The sequence below is a fragment of the Pseudomonas sp. FP2196 genome (genome assembly GCF_030687715.1).
Taxonomy (GTDB): Bacteria; Pseudomonadota; Gammaproteobacteria; order Pseudomonadales; family Pseudomonadaceae; genus Aquipseudomonas.
Genome location: NZ_CP117445.1, coordinates 2,964,050 through 2,985,600, shown reverse-complemented (window position 1 = coordinate 2,985,600; position 21,551 = coordinate 2,964,050). Strand labels below are relative to the sequence as shown.

Genomic DNA, 21,551 nt, shown 5'->3' with positions numbered 1-21,551 from the left:
TGATCCTGTTGATCGTTCCCACGCTCTGCGCGGGAACGCCTCCGGGGACGGACTGCGTCCCAAACAGCGTCAAAAGATCGCAGCCTGCGGCAGCTCCTACAGGAAATTTTTAGCCACGATGATGACCATACGCCTTGCACAGCCTGCTGATGCGGCTGCCCTCCCCGCCATCGAACGCTCGGCCGCCGAACTGTTTCGTCTCGATCCGCAACTGGCTTGGCTGGCCGATGCCGAGGTGCCGGACGCTACGCAGCATTTGCGCGCCATCGAGCAGATGTACGTTTGGGTGGCAGACAGTGCCGATGGGCAACTCGCGGGTTTTCTGCGAGCGCTGGAAATCGACCATCAGTTGCATGTCGAAGAACTGTCGGTCAGTCAGCACTTTCAAGGACAAGGCATTGGCCGGGCGTTGGTCTCGGCGGCCATTGAGCATGCGCGCCAGAAGCAGTTGACCGCCGTGACGCTGACCACCTTTCGCGATCTGCCTTGGAATGCGCCGTTCTATCAGCGCATGGGATTCACTTTGCTGCCCCCAGAAGGAACCGAGGCGCATTTGCTCGATGCCTTGAAAGCCGAAATCATCCACGGCTTGCCGAGCGAACGCCGCTGCGCCATGCGCCTGCTCCTCGCCTGAAAAACACGCATTTCCCCTGCCACAGTGAATTGTGGGCATGTCAGCTTGACCGATGGGCCGGGGCCCGGTGAGGATGGCGACGCCTGTACTCGAATTAGAAATAAGGACGTTGACCTTTTCGTGGCCACTTACTCGCGCCTCATCCGCCGGTTGATGATCAGTTCGCTGACCGTCGTCATCAGCCGCGCCCTGATCAGCCCATTGCTGACCTTGTTCCTCAGCAACAAACTCGACCTCAATCCCCTGGACGTCGGCCTTTTGCTGGGCATCGCAGTGTTCAGTGCCACACTGTTGTCGCTGTACGGTGGCTACATCATCGATCGACTGGATAAGCGCCAGTTGCTGATTTTGACCATGCTCTCAAGCGGCATCGGCCTGATCCTGCTGACCTTCGCGCACAACCTGTACCTGGTGACGTTGGTGTTGATCATCAGCGAGACCGCCTCGGCGCTGTTCCTGATCTGCTCCAAGGCCATCCTTAGTGAAAACCTGCCGGTGGGCCAACGGGTCAAGGCGTTTTCGCTGACCTACACGTTGACCAACATCGGTTATGCCGTTGGCCCGATGATCGGCGTGGTGATTGCCGGTGTTGAGCCGTCAGCGCCGTTTATCGTTGCCGGTGCGATTGCCTGTGGCAGTGTCTTTCTGCTGCTCGGTGCCAGCAAAGAGGTGAACCCGATATCGCCAGTCGGTCAACCGCAAAGCTTTCTGAAGACGCTGATCATTCTGAAAAACGACCGCACGATGATCCTGTTCGTCCTCGGTTGCCTGCTCAGCACCTTGGTGCACGGGCGCTTCACGTTGTATCTGTCGCAATACCTGCTGGTCACCCACACTCACCAACAGACGTTGGACACCATGGCCGCCCTGCTCGCCTGCAACGCGATCACGGTGATTTTACTGCAATACCAGATCGGTCGTTTCCTCAAGCGCGAACACCTGCGCCACTGGATTGCTGGCGGCACCGCGCTGTTCATTGTCGGGCTGATCGGTTTCAGTCTGGCCGACAGCCTTGTCGGCTGGTGTGTGGCGATGTTCATCTTCACGTTGGGCGAGATGATCATCTATCCGGCCGACTTCCTTTTCGTCGACACCCTCGCCCCGGAAGAACTGCGCGGCAGCTACTACGGCGCGCAGAATCTGGCGGCACTGGGTGGCGCGTTGAGCCCGGTGATGTGCGGGTTCCTGCTGATGCACACGCCGGCCCCGAGCATGTTCTATGCCCTGAGTACTCTGGCGGCGTTGGGCGGCTATTTGTGTTTTGTCAGTGGGCGGCGCGTCGCTTCAATTCATAAATAATGCACTAAAGCTGCATTAATATGAATTTGTCAGCATCGAGTTTGATCGGCAAACTGTGCGCGTTCCTCCCCCAATGTTGGAACACTTCGAGGGCTTTCCGGATTGCCGGACAAGTCCTTTTTTTTGCCTCGAATTTGCTGCAAGGATCGGATTCAAATGTTCGCACGCTGGTTACCCGCCGCCATCAACACCCGCCCCATCGAATGGAGCCGCGCCGCCATCGGCATGTCGTTGGGGACGCTGTTCAGCGTGTGGCTGTGTGCTCAGGTGTTTGGCCATGAAGTGGCCTACCATCTGATCGGTCCGCTGGGCGCCTCGGCGGTGTTGCTGTTTGCCGTGTCGTCCGGAGCGCTCGCTCAGCCTTGGTCGATTCTGGGCGGCTATCTGTGCGCCGGCGTCGTGGCATTGCTGGTCGCCCATGTGCTCGGTCGCACCCTTGGCAGCGCCTGCCTGGCCGCGGGCATGGCGCTGGTGCTGATGTGCTGGCTGCGTTGCCTGCACCCGCCGGCCGGCGCATTGGCGTTAACCCTGGTGCTGGCCGACCCGGCAACCATCGCCATGGACTGGAAAGCCATGGAGCCCGTGATGCTCGGCGCGACGTGCATGCTGCTGAGCGCGTTGGCCTACAACAACATGACGCGCATTCGCTATCCAAAACGTCCCGCCGAACCTGCGCCGGCAGTTGCCCCGGTCGACAGTCAGGCCATCACCGCCGAAGACCTGAAACTGGCCTTGGCCGACATGGAAGCGTTCATCGACGTCACGCCAGAGGATCTTGAACGGCTGATCCATGCCAGTGAACGGCATGCCAAGCGGCGTAGCATCGTAGAAGTCTTCTCCTGACACCCCTCTCCCCCTGTAGAAGCTGTCGAGTGAAACGAGGCGGCGATCTTTTGATCCTGATTTAGAAGATCAAAAGATCGCAGCCTGCGGCAGCTCCTACACTGTTGTGGCATTCCATGACTTAGTGCAAAAACGCAGACTGCCCCTGCACATATCCCCGTTGTACATGGCAAATTTGCACTGTTACGATCCGTTAACGCTCGCGCGCGAGCTTCTCGAATAAAGACAATAAAAGCAGGGAGTTAGTGATGACTGCTCAGGCTTCATCCCCGAGGACTTTGTCCATGGATGCCACGCAAAACGAAGTGCTGGCCGAAGTTCGCAACCACATCGGTCACCTGACCCTCAACCGCCCCGCCGGTCTCAACGCCATCACCCTCGACATGGTTCGACTGCTGCAACAGCAACTCGACGCGTGGGCGACTGACGCCAATGTGCATGCCGTCGTACTGCGCGGCGCTGGCGAAAAAGCGTTCTGCGCCGGCGGCGACATTCGTTCCCTGTACGACAGCTACAAAAGCGGCGACACGCTGCACGAAGATTTCTTCGTTGAGGAATACGCTCTCGACCTGACGATTCACCACTACCGCAAACCGGTGCTGGCGCTGATGGACGGCTTCGTCCTTGGTGGTGGCATGGGCCTGGTGCAAGGCGCCGATCTGCGGGTGGTCACCGAGAAGAGCCGTCTGGCGATGCCGGAAGTGGCCATCGGTTATTTCCCGGACGTCGGTGGCAGCTACTTCCTGTCGCGCATCCCCGGTGAGCTGGGGATTTATCTGGGCGTCAGTGGCGTACAGATTCGAGCGGCCGATGCGCTGTATTGCGGCCTCGCCGATTGGTACATCGACAGCAACAAACTCGTCACGCTCGATGAACAACTCGATAGCCTGGAATGGCACGACACGCCGCTCAAGGATTTACAGAGTCTGCTGGCCAAAAGCGCTGTGCAAACCTTGCCCGGTGCGCCGCTCCAGGCCTTGCGCCCGGCCATCGACCATTTCTTCGCCCTGCCGGACGTGCCGAGCATGGTGGAACAATTGCGCGCGGTGACCGTTGCCGACAGCCATGAATGGGCGACCACTACGGCGGATCTGCTGGAAACCCGTTCGCCGCTGGCCATGGCCGTCACCCTGGAAATGCTCCGTCGTGGCCGGCACTTGAGCCTGGAGCATTGTTTCGCTCTGGAGCTGCACCTGGATCGCCAGTGGTTCGCCCGTGGTGATCTGATCGAAGGTGTCCGCGCCCTGCTGATCGACAAAGACAAGACACCCTGCTGGAACCCGCCGACTCTCGCCGCACTGGACGCTGCGGATGTCGCGAGTTTCTTCCACGGTTTTGATGAGAGCGGGAGCTGAGCCATGCACGATCTCGAACTGACTGAAGAACAAGTGATGATCCGCGACATGGCCCGGGACTTTGCCCGTGGCGAAATCGCGCCCCACGCGCAAGCCTGGGAAAAGGCTGGCTGGATCGACGACGCCCTGGTGGCGAAGATGGGCGAGTTGGGGCTGCTGGGCATGGTCGTGCCCGAAGAATGGGGCGGCACCTACGTTGATTACGTCGCTTATGCGCTGGCCGTGGAAGAAATTTCCGCCGGCGATGGCGCGACCGGCGCGTTCATGAGCATCCACAACTCCGTTGGCTGCGGTCCGGTGCTCAACTACGGCAGCGAAGCGCAGAAACAAACCTGGCTGGCGGACCTGGCCAGCGGCCAAACCATCGGTTGCTTTTGCCTGACCGAACCCCAGGCCGGCTCCGAAGCGCACAATTTGCGCACTCGCGCAGAACTGCGCGACGGTCAGTGGGTGATCAACGGCGCCAAGCAGTTTGTCAGCAACGGCAAACGGGCGAAACTGGCGATTGTGTTTGCGGTGACCGATCCGGATCTGGGCAAGAAAGGTATTTCCGCGTTTTTGGTGCCCACTGAAACGCCAGGGTTCATCGTTGATCGCACCGAACACAAAATGGGCATTCGCGCCTCCGACACCTGCGCAGTGACGCTGAACAACTGCAGCATTCCCGAGGCCAACCTGCTCGGCGAACGCGGCAAAGGCCTGGCGATTGCCCTTTCCAATCTTGAGGGCGGACGCATCGGGATTGCCGCGCAAGCCTTGGGCATCGCCCGTGCTGCGTTTGAAGCGGCGCTGGCTTATTCGCGTGACCGGGTGCAGTTCGGCAAACCGATCAACGAGCACCAGAGCATCGCCAACCTGTTGGCCGACATGCACATGCAATTGAATGCGGCACGCCTGATGATCCTGCATGCGGCGCGGCTGCGCACGGCGGGCAAACCGTGTCTGTCGGAGGCTTCACAGGCCAAACTGTTTGCCTCGGAAATGGCTGAGAAGGTCTGTTCGTCAGCGATTCAGATTCATGGCGGGTATGGGTATCTGGAAGACTATCCGGTCGAGAAGTACTACCGCGATGCGCGGATTACCCAGATCTATGAAGGGTCGAGCGAGATTCAGCGGATGGTGATTGCCCGTGAACTGAAAAACTATCAGCTCTAACCCTGAAGGAGCTGTGGAGTGGAACGAGGCTACGATCTTTTGATCTGGCCTCAAAAGCTTCGCGAGCAGGCTCGCTCCCACAGGAGATTTGCGTACAACGCAGAACCAATGTGGGAGCGAGCCTGCTCGCGAAGGCGTCAGCCGGGGCGACGCATCACTTACCGGTAAACTCCGGCGGCCGCTTGGCCACAAACGCCGCCATCCCTTCCTTCTGATCCTGCGTGCCAAACGCCGCATGGAACACCCGGCGCTCAAACCGAACGCCTTCGGTCAAATTGACCTCGAACGCACGGTTCACACTTTCTTTGATCATCATCGCAATCGGCAGCGATTTGCTGGCGATCACCGCGGCAACTTTCAGCGCTTCATCGAGCAGATCATCACTCGGCACGATCCGCGCAACGATCCCGCAGCGCTCGGCTTCCACCGCGTCCATCAAACGCCCGCTCAGGCACATGTCCATAGCCTTGGCCTTGCCCACGGCGCGGGTCAGGCGCTGGGTGCCGCCCATGCCCGGCAAGACACCGAGATTGATCTCCGGCTGGCCGAATTTGGCGTTGTCGCCGGCCAGAATAAAGTCGCACATCAACGCCAGTTCACAGCCGCCACCGAGTGCGAAACCGTTGACTGCAGCGATGATCGGTTTGCGCCGATTGGCCACGCGATCGCTGTCGCTGAACAGGTCGTCCATGTAGATCTGCGGATACGTCAGCTCCGCCATTTCCTTGATGTCAGCACCGGCAGCGAAAGCTTTTTTTGAGCCAGTGATAACGATACAGCCGATGTTTGAATCCGCCTCCAGGCCATCGAGCGCGGTGTTCACTTCGCTGACCAGTTGCGCGTTCAGGGCGTTCAGCGCCTGCGGCCGGTTCAGGGTGATCAGGCCAACGCGGCCATGGGTTTCCAGCAGAATCGTTTCGTAAGTCATGAACAAAATTCCTTATCAAAGATTGCGCGAAATAACCATGCGCTGGATGTCGCTGGTGCCTTCGTAGATCTGGCAGACACGCACGTCGCGGTAGATGCGCTCCAGCGGGAAGTCGTTGAGGTAACCGTAACCGCCGAGGGTTTGCAACGCCATCGAGCAGACCTTCTCAGCCATTTCAGAAGCGAAAAGCTTGGCCATCGACGCTTCGACCAGCGCCGGTTGGCCGCTGTCACGCAGGGCGGCAGCGTAATGCACCATTTGCCGGGCGACAGCGATTTGCGTGGCCATGTCGGCCAAGCGAAACGCCACGGCCTGGTGCTCGATGATCGGCTTGCCAAAGGTGTCGCGCTCGCGGGCGTAGTCACGGGCTGCTTCGAACGCGGCGCGGGCCATGCCCACCGATTGCGAAGCGATGCCGACGCGCCCGCCTTCAAGGTTGGCCAGGGCAATCTTGTAACCTTCGCCCTCCTCGCCCAATCGGTTGGCCACCGGCACTTTGACGTCTTCGAAGAGAATCTGGCAGGTGTCCGAAGCGTGCTGGCCGAGTTTGTCTTCGACGCGGGCGACTTTGTAACCTGGCGAATCGGTCGGCACGATAAACGCCGTGATCCCGCGTTTGCCGGCACTCGGGTCGGTCACGGCAAACACGATCACGATCCCGGCGTTTTGCCCGGAGGTGATGAACTGTTTGCAGCCATTGAGCACGTAGTGATCGCCTTCAAGTCGCGCACGGGTTTTAAGGCTGCTCGCATCGGAACCGGCCTGTGGTTCGGTCAGGGCAAATGCACCGAGCATCGCGCCGCTGGCCAGCGGCTTGAGGAAACGTTCACGCTGGTCATCGTTGCCGAACTTGAGGATCGGCACGCAACCCACCGAGTTGTGCACGCTCATGATCGTCGAGCAGGCGCCGTCACCAGCGGCGATTTCTTCCAGGGCCATGGCGTAGGCCAGGTAACCGGTGTCACACCCGCCCCACTGCTCCGGCACGAGCATGCCGAAAAAGCCCAGTCCGGCCATTTCGCCGATGGCTTCCTTGGGGAAACGGTGTTCGCGATCCCACTCGGCGGCGAACGGTTTCAACCGTTCCTCGGCAAACTGCCGGGCCATGTCGCGGATCTGGTTTTGGTCTTCGTTGGGAATCATGGTGAATCCTTAAATCCGGGTTACAACACAATCCCCTGTAGGAGCTGCAGAAGGCTGCGATCTTTTGATCTTTTTTTGCGAACTAAAGTCAAAAGATCGCAGCCTCCGGCAGCTCCTACAGGGGGAAGGTGTGTGTCAGTAAACGCATTCCACGGCCATGGCCGTGGCTTCGCCGCCGCCGATGCAAATGGCGACGACACCGCGTTTCAGCTTTCTTTGGCGCAGGGCCGAGAGCAGTGTCACCAGAATCCGTGCGCCCGAAGCGCCGATCGGATGGCCCAGCGCACAAGCGCCGCCATGTACATTGAGCTTTTCATGCGGGATGTCGAGGTGCTTCATGGCGGCCATGGCAACCACGGCAAACGCCTCGTTGACCTCGAACAGATCGACATCACCCAGCGACCAACCGGTTTTCTTGATCAGCTTCTTGATCGCACCAATCGGCGCCACTGGAAACAGGCCCGGCGTATCGGCGAATGCGGCATGACCATGAATAACGGCAAGCGGCTTCAGGCCGAGTTTCTGCGCCTGCGACTGACGCATCAGCACCAGTGCCGCCGCGCCGTCAGAGATCGAGCTGGAGTTAGCTGCCGTCACCGTGCCGCCTTCGCGGAACGCCGGTTTCAACGAGGCGACCTTGTCCAGTTTGGCTTTCGGCGGTTGCTCATCGTGGCTGATCAGCACCTGTTCTTTACCGACAGTCACGGTCAGCGGGACGATTTCGTCCTTGAAGCTACCGTTCTTGATCGCCTGTTGTGCGCGGGTGGTCGAGGCGATCGCAAAAGCGTCCTGCGCCTCGCGGCTGAAGTGATTGGTTTCGGCGCAATCCTCGGCAAAAGTGCCCATCAGCCGGCCTTTGTCGTAGGCGTCTTCGAGGCCGTCGAGGAACATTGAATCGAGCACGCGGCCGTGGCCCATGCGGTAACCGGCGCGGGCGCGATCCAGCAGATACGGCGAGTTGGACATGCTCTCCATGCCGCCTGCGATCACCACATCGGCGCTGCCAGCGATCAGCATGTCGTGGGCCAGAATGGTGGTTTCCATGCCCGAGCCGCACATCTTGTTGACCGTTGTGCAGCGGGTCGATTTATCCAGCCCGGCGCCCAGTGCCGCTTGCCGCGCAGGCGCCTGGCCGAGGCCGGCGGGCAGGACGCAACCGAACAACACTTCGTCGACCGCATCGCTGGCCACACCGGCGCGTTCAACCGCCGCTTTGATGGCGGCAGCGCCAAGCTGTGGCGCGGTGAGGCTTTTCAGTTCGCCCTGGAAACCGCCCATCGGGGTGCGGACGGCGCTGACGATGACAATCGGATCGTTGGAAATAGTCATGACAAATCCTCCTTACTTGGCGGCCATGCGCAAGGCACCGTCGAGACGGATTACCTCGCCGTTGAGCATGCTGTTTTCGATGATATGGCGTACCAGCGCGGCGTATTCGGCAGGCTTGCCCAGGCGCGGCGGGAACGGTACGCCAGCAGCCAGCGAATCGCGCACTTCCGGGGTCATGCCCGCCATCATCGGGGTTTCGAAAATGCCCGGGGCGATGGTCATTACGCGGATGCCGAAACGTGCCAACTCACGGGCGGCCGGCAGGGTCAGACTGGCGATGGCGCCTTTAGACGCCGAGTAGGCTGCCTGACCGATCTGGCCGTCGAACGCCGCCACCGAGGCGGTGTTGATGATCACACCGCGCTCGCCGTCGGCATTGGCTTCGCTCTCGGCGATGGCTGCTGCGGCCAGACGCAGCATGTTGAAGCTGCCGATCAGGTTGACGTTAATGACCTGAGCGAAACTGGCCAGTGCATGCGGGCCGTTCTTGCCGAGGATTTTCTCGCCACGGACGATGCCGGCGCAGTTGACCAGACCGTTGAGGCTGCCGAATGCCTTGACGGTCGCCTGCACGGCCGCTTCGGCAGCGGCTTCGTTGCTGATGTCGGCGACGACGCTTTGCGCGCCCAGACGCTGGGCCTGAGCGGCTACGGCTTCGGCGTTCATGTCCACCAGCATCACTTTCGCGCCGGCATTCACCAACAATTCAGCGGTGGCGGCACCGAGGCCGGAGGCGCCGCCAGTGACGATAAAAACCTTGTTCTCGATCTGCATGACTGTTTCCTTGGATTCAAGCTGAAACGTTGTGCGCCGCGGCCTCTTGAGCCTTGACGATTTCCTGGTTGCGCAAGATAAAGCGCTGCAATTTGCCACTGGGGGTTTTGGGCAACTCGCTGACAAATTCGATTTCACGCGGGTATGAATGCGCGGCGAGGCGCTTGCGCACGTGCTGGCGCAGTTCTTCGGCCAGCGCAGGTTCAGCGCGGTATTGCGCGCTGAGCACGACAAAGGCTTTGACCAGTTCGGTGCGCTCCGGGTCCGGTTTGCCGACCACTGCCGCTTCGACCACGGCCGGGTGTTCAATCAGCGCGCTTTCGACGTCGAACGGGCCGACGCGGTAGCCGGACGTGGTGATCACATCGTCGCTGCGGCCGACGAAACTGATGCTGCCGTCCGGGTTCCACTCGACGGTGTCGCCGCTCAGGTAGTAATCGCCGACGAAGGCTTTGGTCGGCGCGCCTTCGTAACCGCCGAACCAGCACATCGGCGACTTCGGCCGGTCGATGGCGAGGATGCCGGGCTGGCCGACGCCGAGTTCGTTGTACTGCTCGTCGAGCACGACGATGCGATGGCCCGGCGAAGCGAAACCGGCGGCGCCGACATGGACCGGGTGGTTGATGCCGTGGTGGTTGCACAGGACCATGCCCAGTTCGGTCTGGCCGTAATGGTCGTGAATGACCACGTCGAGATTGTCGGCGAACCAGCGGATCACTTCCGGATTCAGCGGCTCGCCGGCGCTGCTGACGATGCGCAGCTTGCCCTTGATCGACTTGGCGAACTCGTCACCGCCGGCAATCAGCAGGCGATACGCCGTGGGCGAACCGGTGAGGTTGGTGATGCCATATTTGTTTATCACCCGGCAGGTGCTTTCGAGGGTGAACGGGCCATCGTAGAAGGTGATCGGGTGGCCCATCGACATCGGGCCCGTCACGCCGAAATAGATGCCGTAGGCCCAGCCTGGATCGGCGACGTTCCAGAACGCGTCTTCGGGGCGCAGATCAACGGCATCGCGGGTGTAGCTCTGGAACGCGACGATGGCTTTGAGCGGCACCGACAGCGCTTTCGACGGGCCGGTGGTGCCCGAGGTGAACATCAGCAGGAACGGGGCTTCGCCGGTCAGCAGCACCGGTTCACAGACGTTGGGATAGTTGGCCAGTTCAGCCCAGAAACTGAAGTCGCCACGGGCAATGCCCTGGCCCTTGGCGCCGCCAACGGTAACCAGTGTCGGGCAATCGGCGACTTCAGCGAGTTTCGGACGGTTGACGGCGTCGGTCACCACCACTTTGGCGCCGGAGCTGTTCAGGCGATGTTCGAGCGCCTTGGGGCCGAATGCGGTGAACAGCGGCTGATAGACCGCGCCGATACGCCAGGTGGCGAACACGGTGATGAGCAATTCGATGTTGCGCGGCAGCAGGCCGGCGACCTTGTCACCCTTCTGCACGCCTTGAGCGAGGAGGAAATTGGCGAAACGCGCGGCTTTGTCCTGCAAGTCGCTGAAGGTGTACGTCGCACTAGCGCCGTCGCGGCCTTCCCAGAACAGCGCGATGCGCCCCGGCAATGCATGGCGGTCGCAGCATTCGACGCAGGCGTTGAGCGCCTCAAGCGTACCGCTGAGTGCGGTATCCACGGTGTGCTGATAGTTGAACTGTTCAGTGGCAGACAAGTAATCGCGCATTGCCAGAATCCCTCTGTGTTTTTTATTAGGTTGGGGAACCGTAAACAACAGAGGGATAGTCGCGCTGTGCGGGGCTTGGGGCAATGGTCAAAGCCATCAAAGTGGCTGACTGGTTTGGCCAAGCTTACGAAAATGACTCACACCTTCTGTAGGAGTTGTCGAGTGAAACGAGGCTGCGATCTTTTGATCCTGTTTTTAAAGGTCAAGATCAAAAGATCGCAGCCTTCGACAGCTCCTACAGGAGGAATGCATTTCAGGTGGGGTCATTCAGGATCAGCGCGCGATAGTGGCCGGGATTGGACCCAGACCACTTGCGAAACGCCTTGTAGAACGAACTCGCATCGGCAAATCCCAACCGTGCTGCAATTTCAACAAAACTGATCGAAGGTTCCGCCAGCCAGACAATCGCCAACTCCTTGCGCACACTGTCCTTGAGTCCCTGATACGTCTGCCCTTCCTCTGCCAAACGTCGGCGCAAGGTCGAGGCGGACATGCACAGTTGCTGCGCCAAAGCCTCCGTTTCCGGCCACTGCTCCGCTGGTAACTGACGTAAATCCTGCTTGATCCGACTGGCGAGGCTTTCCGGATCACGGTACTTCACCAGAATGTTGGCTGGCGCATGGGCCAGAAAGCGTTTTAGCTCCTCGGCCGTACGTTTGATCGGCAGATCGAGGCAGTCGGCGGAGAAAATCATCCGTGTGCGCGGTCGGTCGAACCGCAGGTTTTCCGAGAACATCACCCGGTAATCATCGGTGAAGTCCGGTTCCGGACAACGCAACTCGATGGCCAGAATCGGAATCCGCCGCCCCGCCAGCCAGCAAGCCACACCGTGGACAATCATCCAGTAGGTGAAGTAGGTGAAGGCGCGGCGTGGTTCGGGATCGTCTTCGAGCAGAACGATTTCCGCCAGACTTTGCTGGTGCACCAGTTGCGCCGGCAGGCGTTCTAGCATCAATGAAAGGAAACTCAGGCCGGTGCTCAACCCCATTGCCAATGTCGGTTGCGCCATCGCACTACGGCAGAGGAATTCCAGGCTGCCGGACTTGAGCTGGCGCGGGTCCATACCGAAGAACTCGTCATCACCGCGTCGGGCCAGCAAGCGCCAGAGTTTGGCGTACTGCGAGGCCGGCACTCGGCCATCTCCGGCGTGCAGCAGAGACGGCGCAATGCCGACCTTGCCCAAGACCTCTTCCGTTGCCACGCCCGGGGCACAACTTTGCAGCAGCGCTTCACGCACCAGTTGAACGGCGATGGTGTCTTTTTCCGACATGGACAGCGATGAGCCTTGTTGTTTTTGACTGACGGGCATCTTAACCCACCAAAGATCCCTGTAGGAGCTGCCGAAGGCTGCGATCTTTTGCTGTTGTTATTCAAAACCAAAGTCAAAAGATCGCAGCCTTCGGCAGCTCCTACAGGGGGAAGTGTGCTGGGCAAAAACTCGGGTTTGTTCAGCTTGCGTTCAGGTTTATGTCAATGATTGTCATGTGAGAATGACTTTCATTATGTTACAACTTGTAACCCTCTACGAATGACTTATTGGATGCCGAATGCTCGCCCCCTTCCTGATCATGCTGCGCGAAGGCATTGAAGCCGCGCTGATCGTTGGCATCATCGCCAGCTACCTGCAACAGACCGGCCGTGGCCAATGGATGCCCGCTGTGTGGATCGGGGTATTTCTCGCCGCCGCACTCGCCTTGCTGGTCGGCGGTGGCCTGGAATTGGTCAGCGCTGAATTCCCGCAAAAGCAGCAGGAGTTGTTTGAAGGCATCGTCGGGCTGGTGGCCGTGGGGATTCTCAGCTCGATGGTGTTCTGGATGCGCAAGGTCGCACGGTCGATCAAGCACTCTCTGCACGCCTCGCTGGATGAAGCGCTGACTTCTTCCAAACATCAGGTCATCGCGTTGATCGCTATGGTGTTCTTCGCCGTGGCGCGTGAAGGCCTGGAAACGGTGTTTTTCCTGCTCGCGGTGTTTCAGCAGAGCGAAGGCCCGGGTGCGCCGATCGGTGCCCTGCTCGGCCTGCTTCTGGCGATTGTCGTCGGTTTTCTGATCTACACCGGCAGCATGCGTCTGAACCTTTCGGCATTTTTCAAATGGACCGGGTTGTTCATTCTCGTGGTGGCCGCGGGGATTCTCGCCAATTCGGTTCAGGCCCTGCATGAAGCCGGGCTGTGGAATCACCTGCAAACCGTGCTCTTCGACCTCAGTGCGACGCTGCCGATGGACGGCCCGTTGGGCTCGGTGCTGGCCGGCATGTTCGGTTACCAGGATGCGCCAACCGTCAGCACCCTCGGTGCTTATCTGATTTATCTGGTAGTGGCGCTGGTGATGTTCTTCCTCCCGGCGGCGCCCGCCAAAAACGCCGCGCAATCGAATTCCGTTTCCAGCCAATAAGGGCCCCCATGTCAAAGCCTAATAACCCTCAGGCCACGCCTCCTCGCGCCCTGCGCTGGGCAGTGGCCGGTTCTGTGGTCGTGATGATCGCCGCCGGCGGCCTGTTCTACTATGCCTCGCAACTGGCGGCGGCCAAACGTCAGCACAACCACGACGAAGTGGTGGTCAACATTCACCCGGGCAGTTGCGAACCGAATGCGCTGACCGTGCCAGCAGGCCGCGCCAGTTTCCGCATCGTCAACCGCTCTGAGCGGGCGGTGGAATGGGAAATCCTCGATGGCGTGCTGGTGGTCGAAGAACGCGAGAACATTGCGCCGGGCCTGAGCCAGGTGATCAACGCCAACCTGCAACCCGGCGACTACGCGATCACGTGCGGCCTGCTGAGCAATCCGCGCGGCACTTTGCACGTGACGCCGACGGCGGCCTCCGACGCTGCGGCCAAGGCCAAACCGTCGATGGTCGCCTTCGTCGGGCCGTTGTCGGAATTCCGTGTGTATCTGGCCAGCCAGGGCAGCGCTTTGATCAAAGCGGTCACCGCACTGGACCAGGCGATCGCCAGCGGCGACCTGAGTGAGGCGCAGGCGCTGTACTTACCTGCCCGTGAGGCCTATCAACGCCTGGCCCCTGCCGCGCAACGTCTGGCTGAACTGGACAACAGCGTCAACGCCCGCGCCGATTACTTCGAGAAACGCGAGCAGGATCCAGCCTTTGTCGGCTTCCACCGGATCGAATACGCCCTGTTCCAGCAACGCAAACTTGACGGTCTCGCGCCCGCTTCTCAGCGCTTGCTGACAGACGTCACCACGCTCAAACAGCAACTGCTCGCCCAGTCGCTGCCTCCGGAGCAACTGGTCAACATCGTCGTGCGCAACCTCAACACCCTCGCCGACGTGCGCGCCGCCAGCGGTGAAGAAGAACGCTACAGCCACAGTGATCTCAACGGTTTCGCTGCCAACCTGCAAACCGCGCACAAAGTCGTCGACCTGCTGCGGCCGATGCTGAGCAAGTCCGCCGCCGAGCTGTTGCCGAAAATAGATCAGGCCCTGGCGGACTTCGACACCCAACTGAACAGCTTCAAGGTCAAGGACGGCTACGCCAGCTACGACAGCGTCAGCGGCGAACAACGCAAGCAGATCGCCGACAAGGCCCAGGCCCTGGCAAACGCGCTTGATGGAATCGACCCAGCCCTCGGCCTCTCCGGCCTGTAAGCAGAAGACGAGCACCGATGAAAGATTCAGAACAACTCAACCTGCAACGTCGCCGCGTCCTGATGGGCATGGGCGCAGCCGGTGTCGCACTGGCCGGATCGGCCCTGAGCTGCCCGGCCATGGCCGCCGCGCCGGCACAAGTCACCGAAGCCCCGAGCAGCGACAAGACTGAAGACCGCCACGACTTCCACGGCATGCATCAAACCGGCATCGTCACCCCGCGCCCGGCGTCGGGCATGCTGGTGTCGTTCGACGTACTGGCCAGTGATCGCGAAGACCTGGAGCGACTGTTCCGCACCCTCAACGAGCGCATCGCGTTCCTGATGAAGGGCGGCCCGGTCGCGCAGATCGATCCGAAGCTGCCGCCGCCAGACTCCGGCATCCTCGGCCCGGTGGTGACTCCGGACAACCTGACCATCACCGTGTCGGTGGGCGAGTCGTTGTTTGATGAGCGCTTTGGTCTGACCGACGCCAAACCCAAACGCCTGCAGCGCATGGTCGGCTTCCCCAACGATGCACTGGAAGCTGATTGCTGCCACGGCGACCTGAGCTTGCAGTTCTGCTCCAACACCGCCGACACCAATATTCATGCCCTGCGCGACATCGTGAAAAACCTCCCGGACCTGCTGCTGGTGCGCTGGAAACAGGAAGGCAGCGTACCGCCGCAGGCCCCGTCCAAACCCGGGGTGCCGGCGCAATCGGCGCGCAACTTCCTCGGTTTCCGTGACGGCTCGGCCAACCCCGACTCCAACGATGCCAAAGCCATGGATAACATCGTTTGGGTGCAACCGGGCAACGACGAACCGGCGTGGGCGGCCCACGGCAGCTATCAAGCGGTGCGGATCATCCGCAACTTCGTTGAGCGCTGGGACCGTACGCCTTTGCAGGAACAGGAAAGCATTCTCGGCCGGGTCAAGAGTACCGGCGCGCCGATGGGTGGGTCTCACGAGAGCGAAGTCCCGGATTACAGCAAGGATCCGGCCGGCAAACTGACCAAACTCGATGCACACATCCGCCTGGCCAATCCGCGCACTGCCGCGAGCCAGGCCAACCTGATCCTGCGCCGGCCGTTCAACTATTCCAACGGTGTGAACAAGAACGGCCAACTCGACATGGGTCTGCTCTTCATCTGCTACCAGGCCGATTTGGAGAAAGGCTTTATCACCGTGCAGAACCGCCTCAACGGCGAACCGCTTGAGGAATACCTCAAACCCGTCGGCGGTGGTTACTTCTTCACCCTTCCGGGTGTCACCGGCGACAAGGATTTCATCGGTCGCTCGCTGCTCAACGCCACACAACCGAAAACAGCGGCATAAAACAATCCTGACTCTGGAGCCACCCCCATGAAAAAGACGCCACTCGCGTTATTGCTGACCCTTGGTTTGCTCAACACCCCGCTGTCAGCCTTCGCCGCCACCGCACCGCTGGATCTGGTCGGGCCGGTTTCGGACTACAAGATTTACGCCACCGAACAGCTCGATGAACTGGCCAGCCACACCCAGCAGTTCACCGACGCTGTGAAGAAAGGCGACTTGGCCACAGCGCAAAAACTCTATGCGCCGACCCGCGTTTACTACGAGTCAATCGAGCCGATTGCCGAGCTGTTCAGTGACCTCGATGCGTCCATCGACTCCCGCGTCGACGACCACGAAAAAGGCGTGAAAGCTGAAGACTTCACCGGGTTTCACCGCATCGAATACTCGCTGTTCTCGGAAAAAAGCACCCAAGGCCTGGACGCACTGGCGGATGGCTTGAACAAAGACGTCAAAGACCTGCAAACCCGCGTCGCCGGCCTGACCTTCCCGCCGGAGAAAGTGGTGGGCGGCGCTGCTGCGCTGCTGGAAGAAGTCGCCGCGACCAAGATCTCCGGCGAAGAAGATCGCTACAGCCACACCGACCTCTACGACTTCCAGGGCAACATCGACGGCGCGAAAAAAATTGTCGACCTGTTCCGCCCGCAGATCGAGCAGCAGGACAAGGCGTTCGTCGCCAAAGTCGACAAGAACTTTGCCACCGTGGACAAGGTTCTGGCCAAGTACAAGACCAAGGACGGTGGCTTTGAAACGTACGACAAGGTCAAGGACAACGACCGAAAGGCGCTGGTTGGCCCGGTGAATACGTTGGCGGAAGACCTGTCCACGTTGCGTGGGAAATTGGGGCTGAACTGATTTTTGTAGCGTCTGGGATGGCCTCTTCGCGAGCAGGCTCGCTCCCACATTGGTTTTGTGTCGATCACATTATTTGTGGTCTACACATCCCCTGTGGGAGCGAGCCTGCTCGCGAAAGCGCTTGCAGCGGCACTACAAAACTTGAAGCGTTATAGAATCCGGTAAAGCAACCGCTCAATCCGCACCCGACTCACCCGCTTGAGAAACTTCGCCACCCCGCTCGGGTATTCCGGCAGCGTCTCCAGGTTGTTAAAGCTCTCGATTCGCGTGGTATGGCGGAAGATATTTTCGAGCTCCTGCGCACGCGGCTCCAGCCACTCGCCCTTTGGATCGTCAATCAACAGCGCGTTTTCCAGATCCAGCCTGAACGCCCGAGGATTGAGGTTGTTGCCGGTCAGCAAGGTATAGCGCTGATCGATCCACATGCCCTTGAGGTGATAGGTGTTGTCGCCGTCACGCCACAAGTGCAGGTTCAATTGCCCGCTGTCGATGTTGCGCTGATGGCGCTTGGCGAAGCGACGCAGGCTGATCTCGTACAAATACGGCAGCGCGGCGATGACCTTGAACGGCTCGCTCGGCGGGATATAGAAATCGTTGGCAGTCTTGTCGCCGACCACGATGTCGATCTTCACCCCACGGGCCAGCGCGCGATTGATTTCGCGGATCACTCCCAGCGGCAGGTTGAAGTACGGCGTGCAAATGGTCAGCTGCTTTTGCGCACTGGCGATCAACTCAAGAATTGCCCGGTTCAACGGGTTTTTCTTGCCCACGCCCAGCAATGGGCTGACGGACAGGCCTTCTCGGCTCGTGCTGCCGGCGCTGGTGTCGTAGGTCGCGTACTTGAGGCGGCTGCGCAGATCGCCGATATCGTTGCGCAGGCTGCGCGTGGTCGGCAGATTGGGAAGGTCAAGACGATGCACGGCTTTCGATTCGATCAGACCGTGCTTGACCAGGTGATGCATGGAGTCCGCCAGCTCATGGCTGCGCAGAACGTGATAGCGGTCGAAGCGGTATTTGTCGAACTTGTGCAGGTAGACGTTATTCAGGCTCGCGCCGCTGTAGACCACGCAGTCGTCGATTACGAAGCCCTTCAAATGCAGTACGCCAAACAATTCGCGGGTCTGCACCGGCACGCCGTACACCGGCACTTCGCTTTCGTGAGTGCGGGTCATTTCCTGATACCAAGCCGAATTGCCTGGCTGCTTACCGGCGCCGATCAGACCGCGCTGGGCGCGCAGCCAGTCAACCACCACGGCGATTTCAAGCTCGGGACGCTTGAGTTTGGCGGCGTGCAAGGCATCGAGGATTTCCTGACCGGCTTCGTCTTGCTGCAAATAAAGCGCGACGATGTAGATGCGCTGGGTCGCCGTGGCGATTTTCTCCAGCAGGCAACGACGGAACTCGGCGGCACCGGACAGAATGGTCACGGCCTCGGCGGTCAGCGGAAAGCTGCGCAGTTTGGGCAGCAGAGAACGTTTGAAAAGCAACGGCATAGGGCTCGCAATGATCGAATCCGAAGAACCCGAGAGCTTACACCATCGCATCCTTCGGGTCTTGTTAGTGCCCATAAAGAGATCAAAAGATCGCAGCCTTCGGCAGCGACTACACGGGCCAATGCAGGAGCCGCCGAAGGCTGCGATCTTTTAATTTGAAAAAATCATTGCCAAAGGAGAACGATCGTTCTACTGTTCGCCACATGAACGAAATCACTGACACCTCGACACGCGACATCATTCTGGATGTCACCGAAAAGCTGATCTATAAAAGTGGCATCGCGGCCACCGGCATGGATCTTCTGGTGAAAACCGCCGGCGTCTCCAGAAAAAGCATCTATCGTTATTTCGCCAACAAAGAAGAACTGACCGTTGCCGCCCTGCAGCGTCGCGACGTGCGCTGGATGCACTGGTACCGAAGCGCCGTCGATCAGGCCGAAACCCCGGCCGATCGCTTGCTCAATCTGTTTACCGTGCTCAAGGGCTGGTTTGCTTCGGAAGGTTTCCGTGGCTGCGCCTTCATCAACACCAGCGGCGAAACCGGCGATCCACAGGACCCGGTGCGCCAGGTCGCCAAAGACCACAAACAGAAGCTGCTCGACTATGTGTGCGAGCTGTGTACCGAACATGGCGCCGAGGACCCGCAACTGCTGGCCAAACAGTTGCTGATCCTGATTGACGGCGCCATTACCGTAGCGCTTGTGATGGGTGATCACAGTGCCGCTGATAATGCGCAATGCATGGCGCGTAAGTTATTGGACCTGTAACGCCTTAATAAGCCTGACAAGTTGTTTAAACGTTGAATTTATCGGGAGACTGAACATGTCTACTGCAGCCCAGGTACGTCCGCCATTGCCACCCTTCAACCGTGAATCGGCGATCGAGAAAGTTCGTCTGGCCGAGGACGGCTGGAACTCCCGCGATCCGGAACGGGTATCGCTGGCCTACACCCTCGACACCCGGTGGCGCAACCGCGCCGAGTTTGCCAACAACCGAGAAGAAGCCAAAGCCTTCCTGACCCGCAAATGGGCCAAGGAGCTGGATTACCGTTTGATCAAAGAACTGTGGGCTTACTCGGATACGCGCATCGCCGTGCGCTATGCCTATGAATGGCACGACGATTCGGGCAACTGGTTCCGTTCCTACGGCAACGAAAACTGGGAGTTCGACGAGAACGGCCTGATGTTCCAGCGCTATGCATGCATCAACGACATGCCGATCAAGGAAAGCGAACGCAAGTTCCACTGGCCGCTGGGCCGCCGCCCGGATGATCATCCGGGGCTGTCTGACCTCGGCCTGTAAACCAACACAGATCCAATTGCAGGCCTTCGGCTGCTCGCGATAGCGGTGTGTCAGTCAACACATAGGTTGAATGTTCAGACGCCATCGCGAGCAGTCTCCCGCCTACAATGATTGTCAATGGATATAAGTCCTGCGTTCAACTCGATCCACTGCAGGCCTTCGCCCGCTCGCGATGAAGCCAGACGGGTCGCCGCAACACCCGGAAATGAGTAACATGTTCGCCCTTCCCGCAGCCCCGACCTGCGCCCTGCCGAATAAGCCTATTCCATGCCTTTCGAACTCAGCGTTGACCTCACCACCCTGGCCATTCTGGCCCTTGTAGCTTTCGTTGCCGGTTTCATCGACGCCATTGCCGGCGGTGGCGGTCTGTTGACCACCCCAGCGCTGCTGACGGCAGGCCTGCCGCCGCACCTGGTACTGGGTACCAACAAACTCAGTTCGACCTTCGGCTCGGCCACCGCGAGTTTCACCTTCTACCGACGCAAACTGTTCCATCCTCGGCAGTGGGTGCATGCGATTGTCGGCACCCTGGTGGGCGCCCTCAGCGGCGCCATCGTCGCCCACTACCTGCCGGCGGAATGGCTGAACAAGATGCTCCCGGTGATCGTCTTCGCCTGCGGCCTGTACCTGTTGTTCGGCGGCACGCCAAAAGCGCCGCTGGACAGCGACGCACCGATCAAAAAGAAATGGCAATCGACCCAAGGCTTCAGCCTCGGTTTCTACGACGGTGTGGCCGGTCCCGGTACTGGCGCGTTCTGGACGGTGAGCAGTCTGCTGCTTTACCCGATCGACCTGGTCAAGGCCAGCGGCGTGGCGCGCAGCATGAACTTCGTCAGTAATATTGCCGCACTGTCGGTGTTCGTGTTTTCCGGGCAGGTCGACTGGATCATCGGCCTGAGCATGGGCCTGTCGGTGATGGTCGGCGCGTTCTTTGGGGCGCGCACCGCTATCAGCGGTGGCGCCAAGTTCATTCGCCCGGTGTTCATCACCGTGGTGCTGGGTCTGACCGTGCGCCTAGCCTGGCAGCACTGGTTCAGCATGGCCTAAACGCCGCGCCACGTAGACGTCGATCAAGTAACGTGCAATCGATTTTGACGCCGGCAACGGCGGCAGATCGTGCACGTTGAACCACTGGGCGTCTTCGATCTCGTCTTCCTGACAGACAATCTCGCCACCGGCGTATTCGGCATGGAAACCGAGCATCATCGAATGCGGGAACGGCCAGCACTGGCTGCCCAGATACTCAATGTTCTTCACCTCGATCTGCACTTCCTCGCGCACTTCGCGAATCAGGCAATCCTCGGCCGACTCGCCCGGCTCGGCGAACCCGGCCAGCGTGCTGTAAACCCCGGTAACGAAGCGCGGTGAGCGAGCCAACAGAATCTCGTCGCCCCGGGTGATCAGCACGATCATGCTCGGCGATATGCGCGGATAACTGCGCAGATCGCAGGGTTGGCAATACATCGCCCGCTCGCGCGGCACCTGCGTCATGGCTTGGCCGCAATTACCGCAAAAACGATGTTCACGGGCCCAGGTACCAATCTGCGCGGCGTAACCCAGCACTTTGTAGATCGTGTGATCGCCGTCGAGCATAAACGCCCGCAAGCCTTTCCAGTTACAGCCCGGCACTTCGCTGGCACTGCGCAACTCCAGCAGATATACCGGCTCGCCATCGAGATGACCGATGCCGTGCTCGGCGAGAATCGACAAGTCCTGACGCTTGAGCCATTCACGCGGGAACAGCGCGCCGTTGTCATCGAAGAGAAAGCCTTCGGGGCTGCGCGCCACGGCCCAGCCGCCGGGTTGATCGGTGTCCAGTACTGCAGTGGTCCAGCGAGATGTCATG

General features: G+C 59.9%; 20 protein-coding genes. 12 read left to right on the top strand and 8 right to left on the bottom strand.

From position 1 onward, the window contains the following. Nucleotides 1–118: 118 nt before the first annotated feature. The 5 genes from PSH79_RS13380 (at nucleotide 119) to PSH79_RS13360 (ending at nucleotide 5,286) form a co-directional block, all read left to right on the top strand. Nucleotides 119–634 (top strand): GNAT family N-acetyltransferase, encoded by a 516-nt coding sequence (locus PSH79_RS13380; RefSeq protein WP_370872636.1) that lies wholly within the window; start codon nucleotides 119–121, stop codon nucleotides 632–634. A gap of 120 nt (nucleotides 635–754) precedes the next feature. Continuing rightward, nucleotides 755–1,933, top strand: coding sequence for an MFS transporter (locus PSH79_RS13375; protein ID WP_305443608.1), 1,179 nt, complete (start codon nucleotides 755–757; stop codon nucleotides 1,931–1,933). A 156-nt stretch (nucleotides 1,934–2,089) separates the two neighbouring features. Then, the gene (locus PSH79_RS13370) at nucleotides 2,090–2,776 is read left to right on the top strand and encodes an HPP family protein (protein ID WP_305443607.1); all 687 of its coding nucleotides are present in this window, start codon (nucleotides 2,090–2,092) and stop codon (nucleotides 2,774–2,776) included. A 248-nt stretch (nucleotides 2,777–3,024) separates the two neighbouring features. Then, entirely contained in the window at nucleotides 3,025–4,131 is a 1,107-nt protein-coding gene (locus PSH79_RS13365; protein ID WP_305443605.1) for an enoyl-CoA hydratase/isomerase family protein, read from the top strand. Between the two features lie 3 nt (nucleotides 4,132–4,134). Then, the gene (locus tag PSH79_RS13360) at nucleotides 4,135–5,286 is read left to right on the top strand and encodes an acyl-CoA dehydrogenase family protein (RefSeq protein ID WP_123531236.1); all 1,152 of its coding nucleotides are present in this window, start codon (nucleotides 4,135–4,137) and stop codon (nucleotides 5,284–5,286) included. A gap of 154 nt (nucleotides 5,287–5,440) precedes the next feature. Here PSH79_RS13360 and PSH79_RS13355 read toward each other — a convergent pair whose 3' ends face one another. From PSH79_RS13355 to PSH79_RS13330, 6 genes are all read right to left on the bottom strand, one after another. After that, on the bottom strand, nucleotides 5,441–6,214 hold the full coding sequence (locus PSH79_RS13355) for an enoyl-CoA hydratase (RefSeq protein WP_305443602.1): 774 nt from the start codon (nucleotides 6,212–6,214) through the stop codon (nucleotides 5,441–5,443). 15 nt (nucleotides 6,215–6,229) lie between these two features. Then, entirely contained in the window at nucleotides 6,230–7,357 is a 1,128-nt protein-coding gene (locus tag PSH79_RS13350; protein ID WP_305443600.1) for an acyl-CoA dehydrogenase, read from the bottom strand. A gap of 135 nt (nucleotides 7,358–7,492) precedes the next feature. Continuing rightward, complete coding sequence (locus PSH79_RS13345) at nucleotides 7,493–8,686, bottom strand: acetyl-CoA C-acyltransferase (protein WP_305443598.1); 1,194 nt, start codon at nucleotides 8,684–8,686, stop codon at nucleotides 7,493–7,495. A 12-nt stretch (nucleotides 8,687–8,698) separates the two neighbouring features. Then, on the bottom strand, nucleotides 8,699–9,460 hold the full coding sequence (locus tag PSH79_RS13340; protein ID WP_197867819.1) for an SDR family NAD(P)-dependent oxidoreductase: 762 nt from the start codon (nucleotides 9,458–9,460) through the stop codon (nucleotides 8,699–8,701). A gap of 16 nt (nucleotides 9,461–9,476) precedes the next feature. Then, nucleotides 9,477–11,141: an AMP-binding protein gene (locus PSH79_RS13335; protein WP_305443596.1), complete on the bottom strand. Its 1,665-nt coding sequence runs from the start codon at nucleotides 11,139–11,141 to the stop codon at nucleotides 9,477–9,479. Nucleotides 11,142–11,394: 253 nt separating this feature from the next. Further along, nucleotides 11,395–12,411, bottom strand: a complete 1,017-nt coding sequence (locus PSH79_RS13330; protein WP_305443949.1) for an AraC family transcriptional regulator — start codon at nucleotides 12,409–12,411, stop codon at nucleotides 11,395–11,397. A 277-nt stretch (nucleotides 12,412–12,688) separates the two neighbouring features. Between PSH79_RS13330 and efeU the strand changes: the two genes are divergently transcribed. From efeU to efeO (PSH79_RS13310), 4 genes are read left to right on the top strand one after another with little or no spacing between them, the layout of a single operon-like run. After that, on the top strand, nucleotides 12,689–13,534 hold the full coding sequence (gene efeU / locus PSH79_RS13325) for an iron uptake transporter permease EfeU (RefSeq protein WP_305443594.1): 846 nt from the start codon (nucleotides 12,689–12,691) through the stop codon (nucleotides 13,532–13,534). A gap of 8 nt (nucleotides 13,535–13,542) precedes the next feature. After that, complete coding sequence (gene efeO, locus PSH79_RS13320; RefSeq protein WP_305443593.1) at nucleotides 13,543–14,742, top strand: iron uptake system protein EfeO; 1,200 nt, start codon at nucleotides 13,543–13,545, stop codon at nucleotides 14,740–14,742. A 17-nt stretch (nucleotides 14,743–14,759) separates the two neighbouring features. Further along, the gene (gene efeB / locus PSH79_RS13315; RefSeq protein ID WP_305443591.1) at nucleotides 14,760–16,058 is read left to right on the top strand and encodes an iron uptake transporter deferrochelatase/peroxidase subunit; all 1,299 of its coding nucleotides are present in this window, start codon (nucleotides 14,760–14,762) and stop codon (nucleotides 16,056–16,058) included. 27 nt (nucleotides 16,059–16,085) lie between these two features. Beyond that, on the top strand, nucleotides 16,086–16,910 hold the full coding sequence (gene efeO, locus PSH79_RS13310) for an iron uptake system protein EfeO (RefSeq protein WP_305443589.1): 825 nt from the start codon (nucleotides 16,086–16,088) through the stop codon (nucleotides 16,908–16,910). A 149-nt stretch (nucleotides 16,911–17,059) separates the two neighbouring features. On the opposite strand, the gene pssA is transcribed toward efeO (PSH79_RS13310), so the two are convergent. Further along, nucleotides 17,060–18,403, bottom strand: a complete 1,344-nt coding sequence (gene pssA, locus PSH79_RS13305) for a CDP-diacylglycerol--serine O-phosphatidyltransferase (protein ID WP_305443587.1) — start codon at nucleotides 18,401–18,403, stop codon at nucleotides 17,060–17,062. Nucleotides 18,404–18,606: 203 nt separating this feature from the next. Between pssA and PSH79_RS13300 the strand changes: the two genes are divergently transcribed. The 3 genes from PSH79_RS13300 to PSH79_RS13290 all read left to right on the top strand — a co-directional run bounded on the left by PSH79_RS13300 (nucleotide 18,607) and on the right by PSH79_RS13290 (nucleotide 20,752). Then, nucleotides 18,607–19,170, top strand: coding sequence for a TetR/AcrR family transcriptional regulator (locus PSH79_RS13300; RefSeq protein ID WP_305443586.1), 564 nt, complete (start codon nucleotides 18,607–18,609; stop codon nucleotides 19,168–19,170). Nucleotides 19,171–19,225: 55 nt separating this feature from the next. After that, nucleotides 19,226–19,705, top strand: coding sequence for a nuclear transport factor 2 family protein (locus PSH79_RS13295; RefSeq protein ID WP_305443584.1), 480 nt, complete (start codon nucleotides 19,226–19,228; stop codon nucleotides 19,703–19,705). A 267-nt stretch (nucleotides 19,706–19,972) separates the two neighbouring features. After that, a complete protein-coding gene (locus PSH79_RS13290) occupies nucleotides 19,973–20,752 on the top strand; it encodes a TSUP family transporter (RefSeq protein WP_305443583.1) in 780 nt (259 codons plus the stop codon). Here PSH79_RS13290 and nudC read toward each other — a convergent pair. Continuing rightward, the gene (gene nudC, locus PSH79_RS13285) at nucleotides 20,720–21,550 is read right to left on the bottom strand and encodes an NAD(+) diphosphatase (protein ID WP_305443582.1); all 831 of its coding nucleotides are present in this window, start codon (nucleotides 21,548–21,550) and stop codon (nucleotides 20,720–20,722) included. The two genes, PSH79_RS13290 and nudC, sit on opposite strands and share 33 nt — an antisense overlap. Between the last annotated feature and the right edge of the window lies 1 nt (nucleotide 21,551).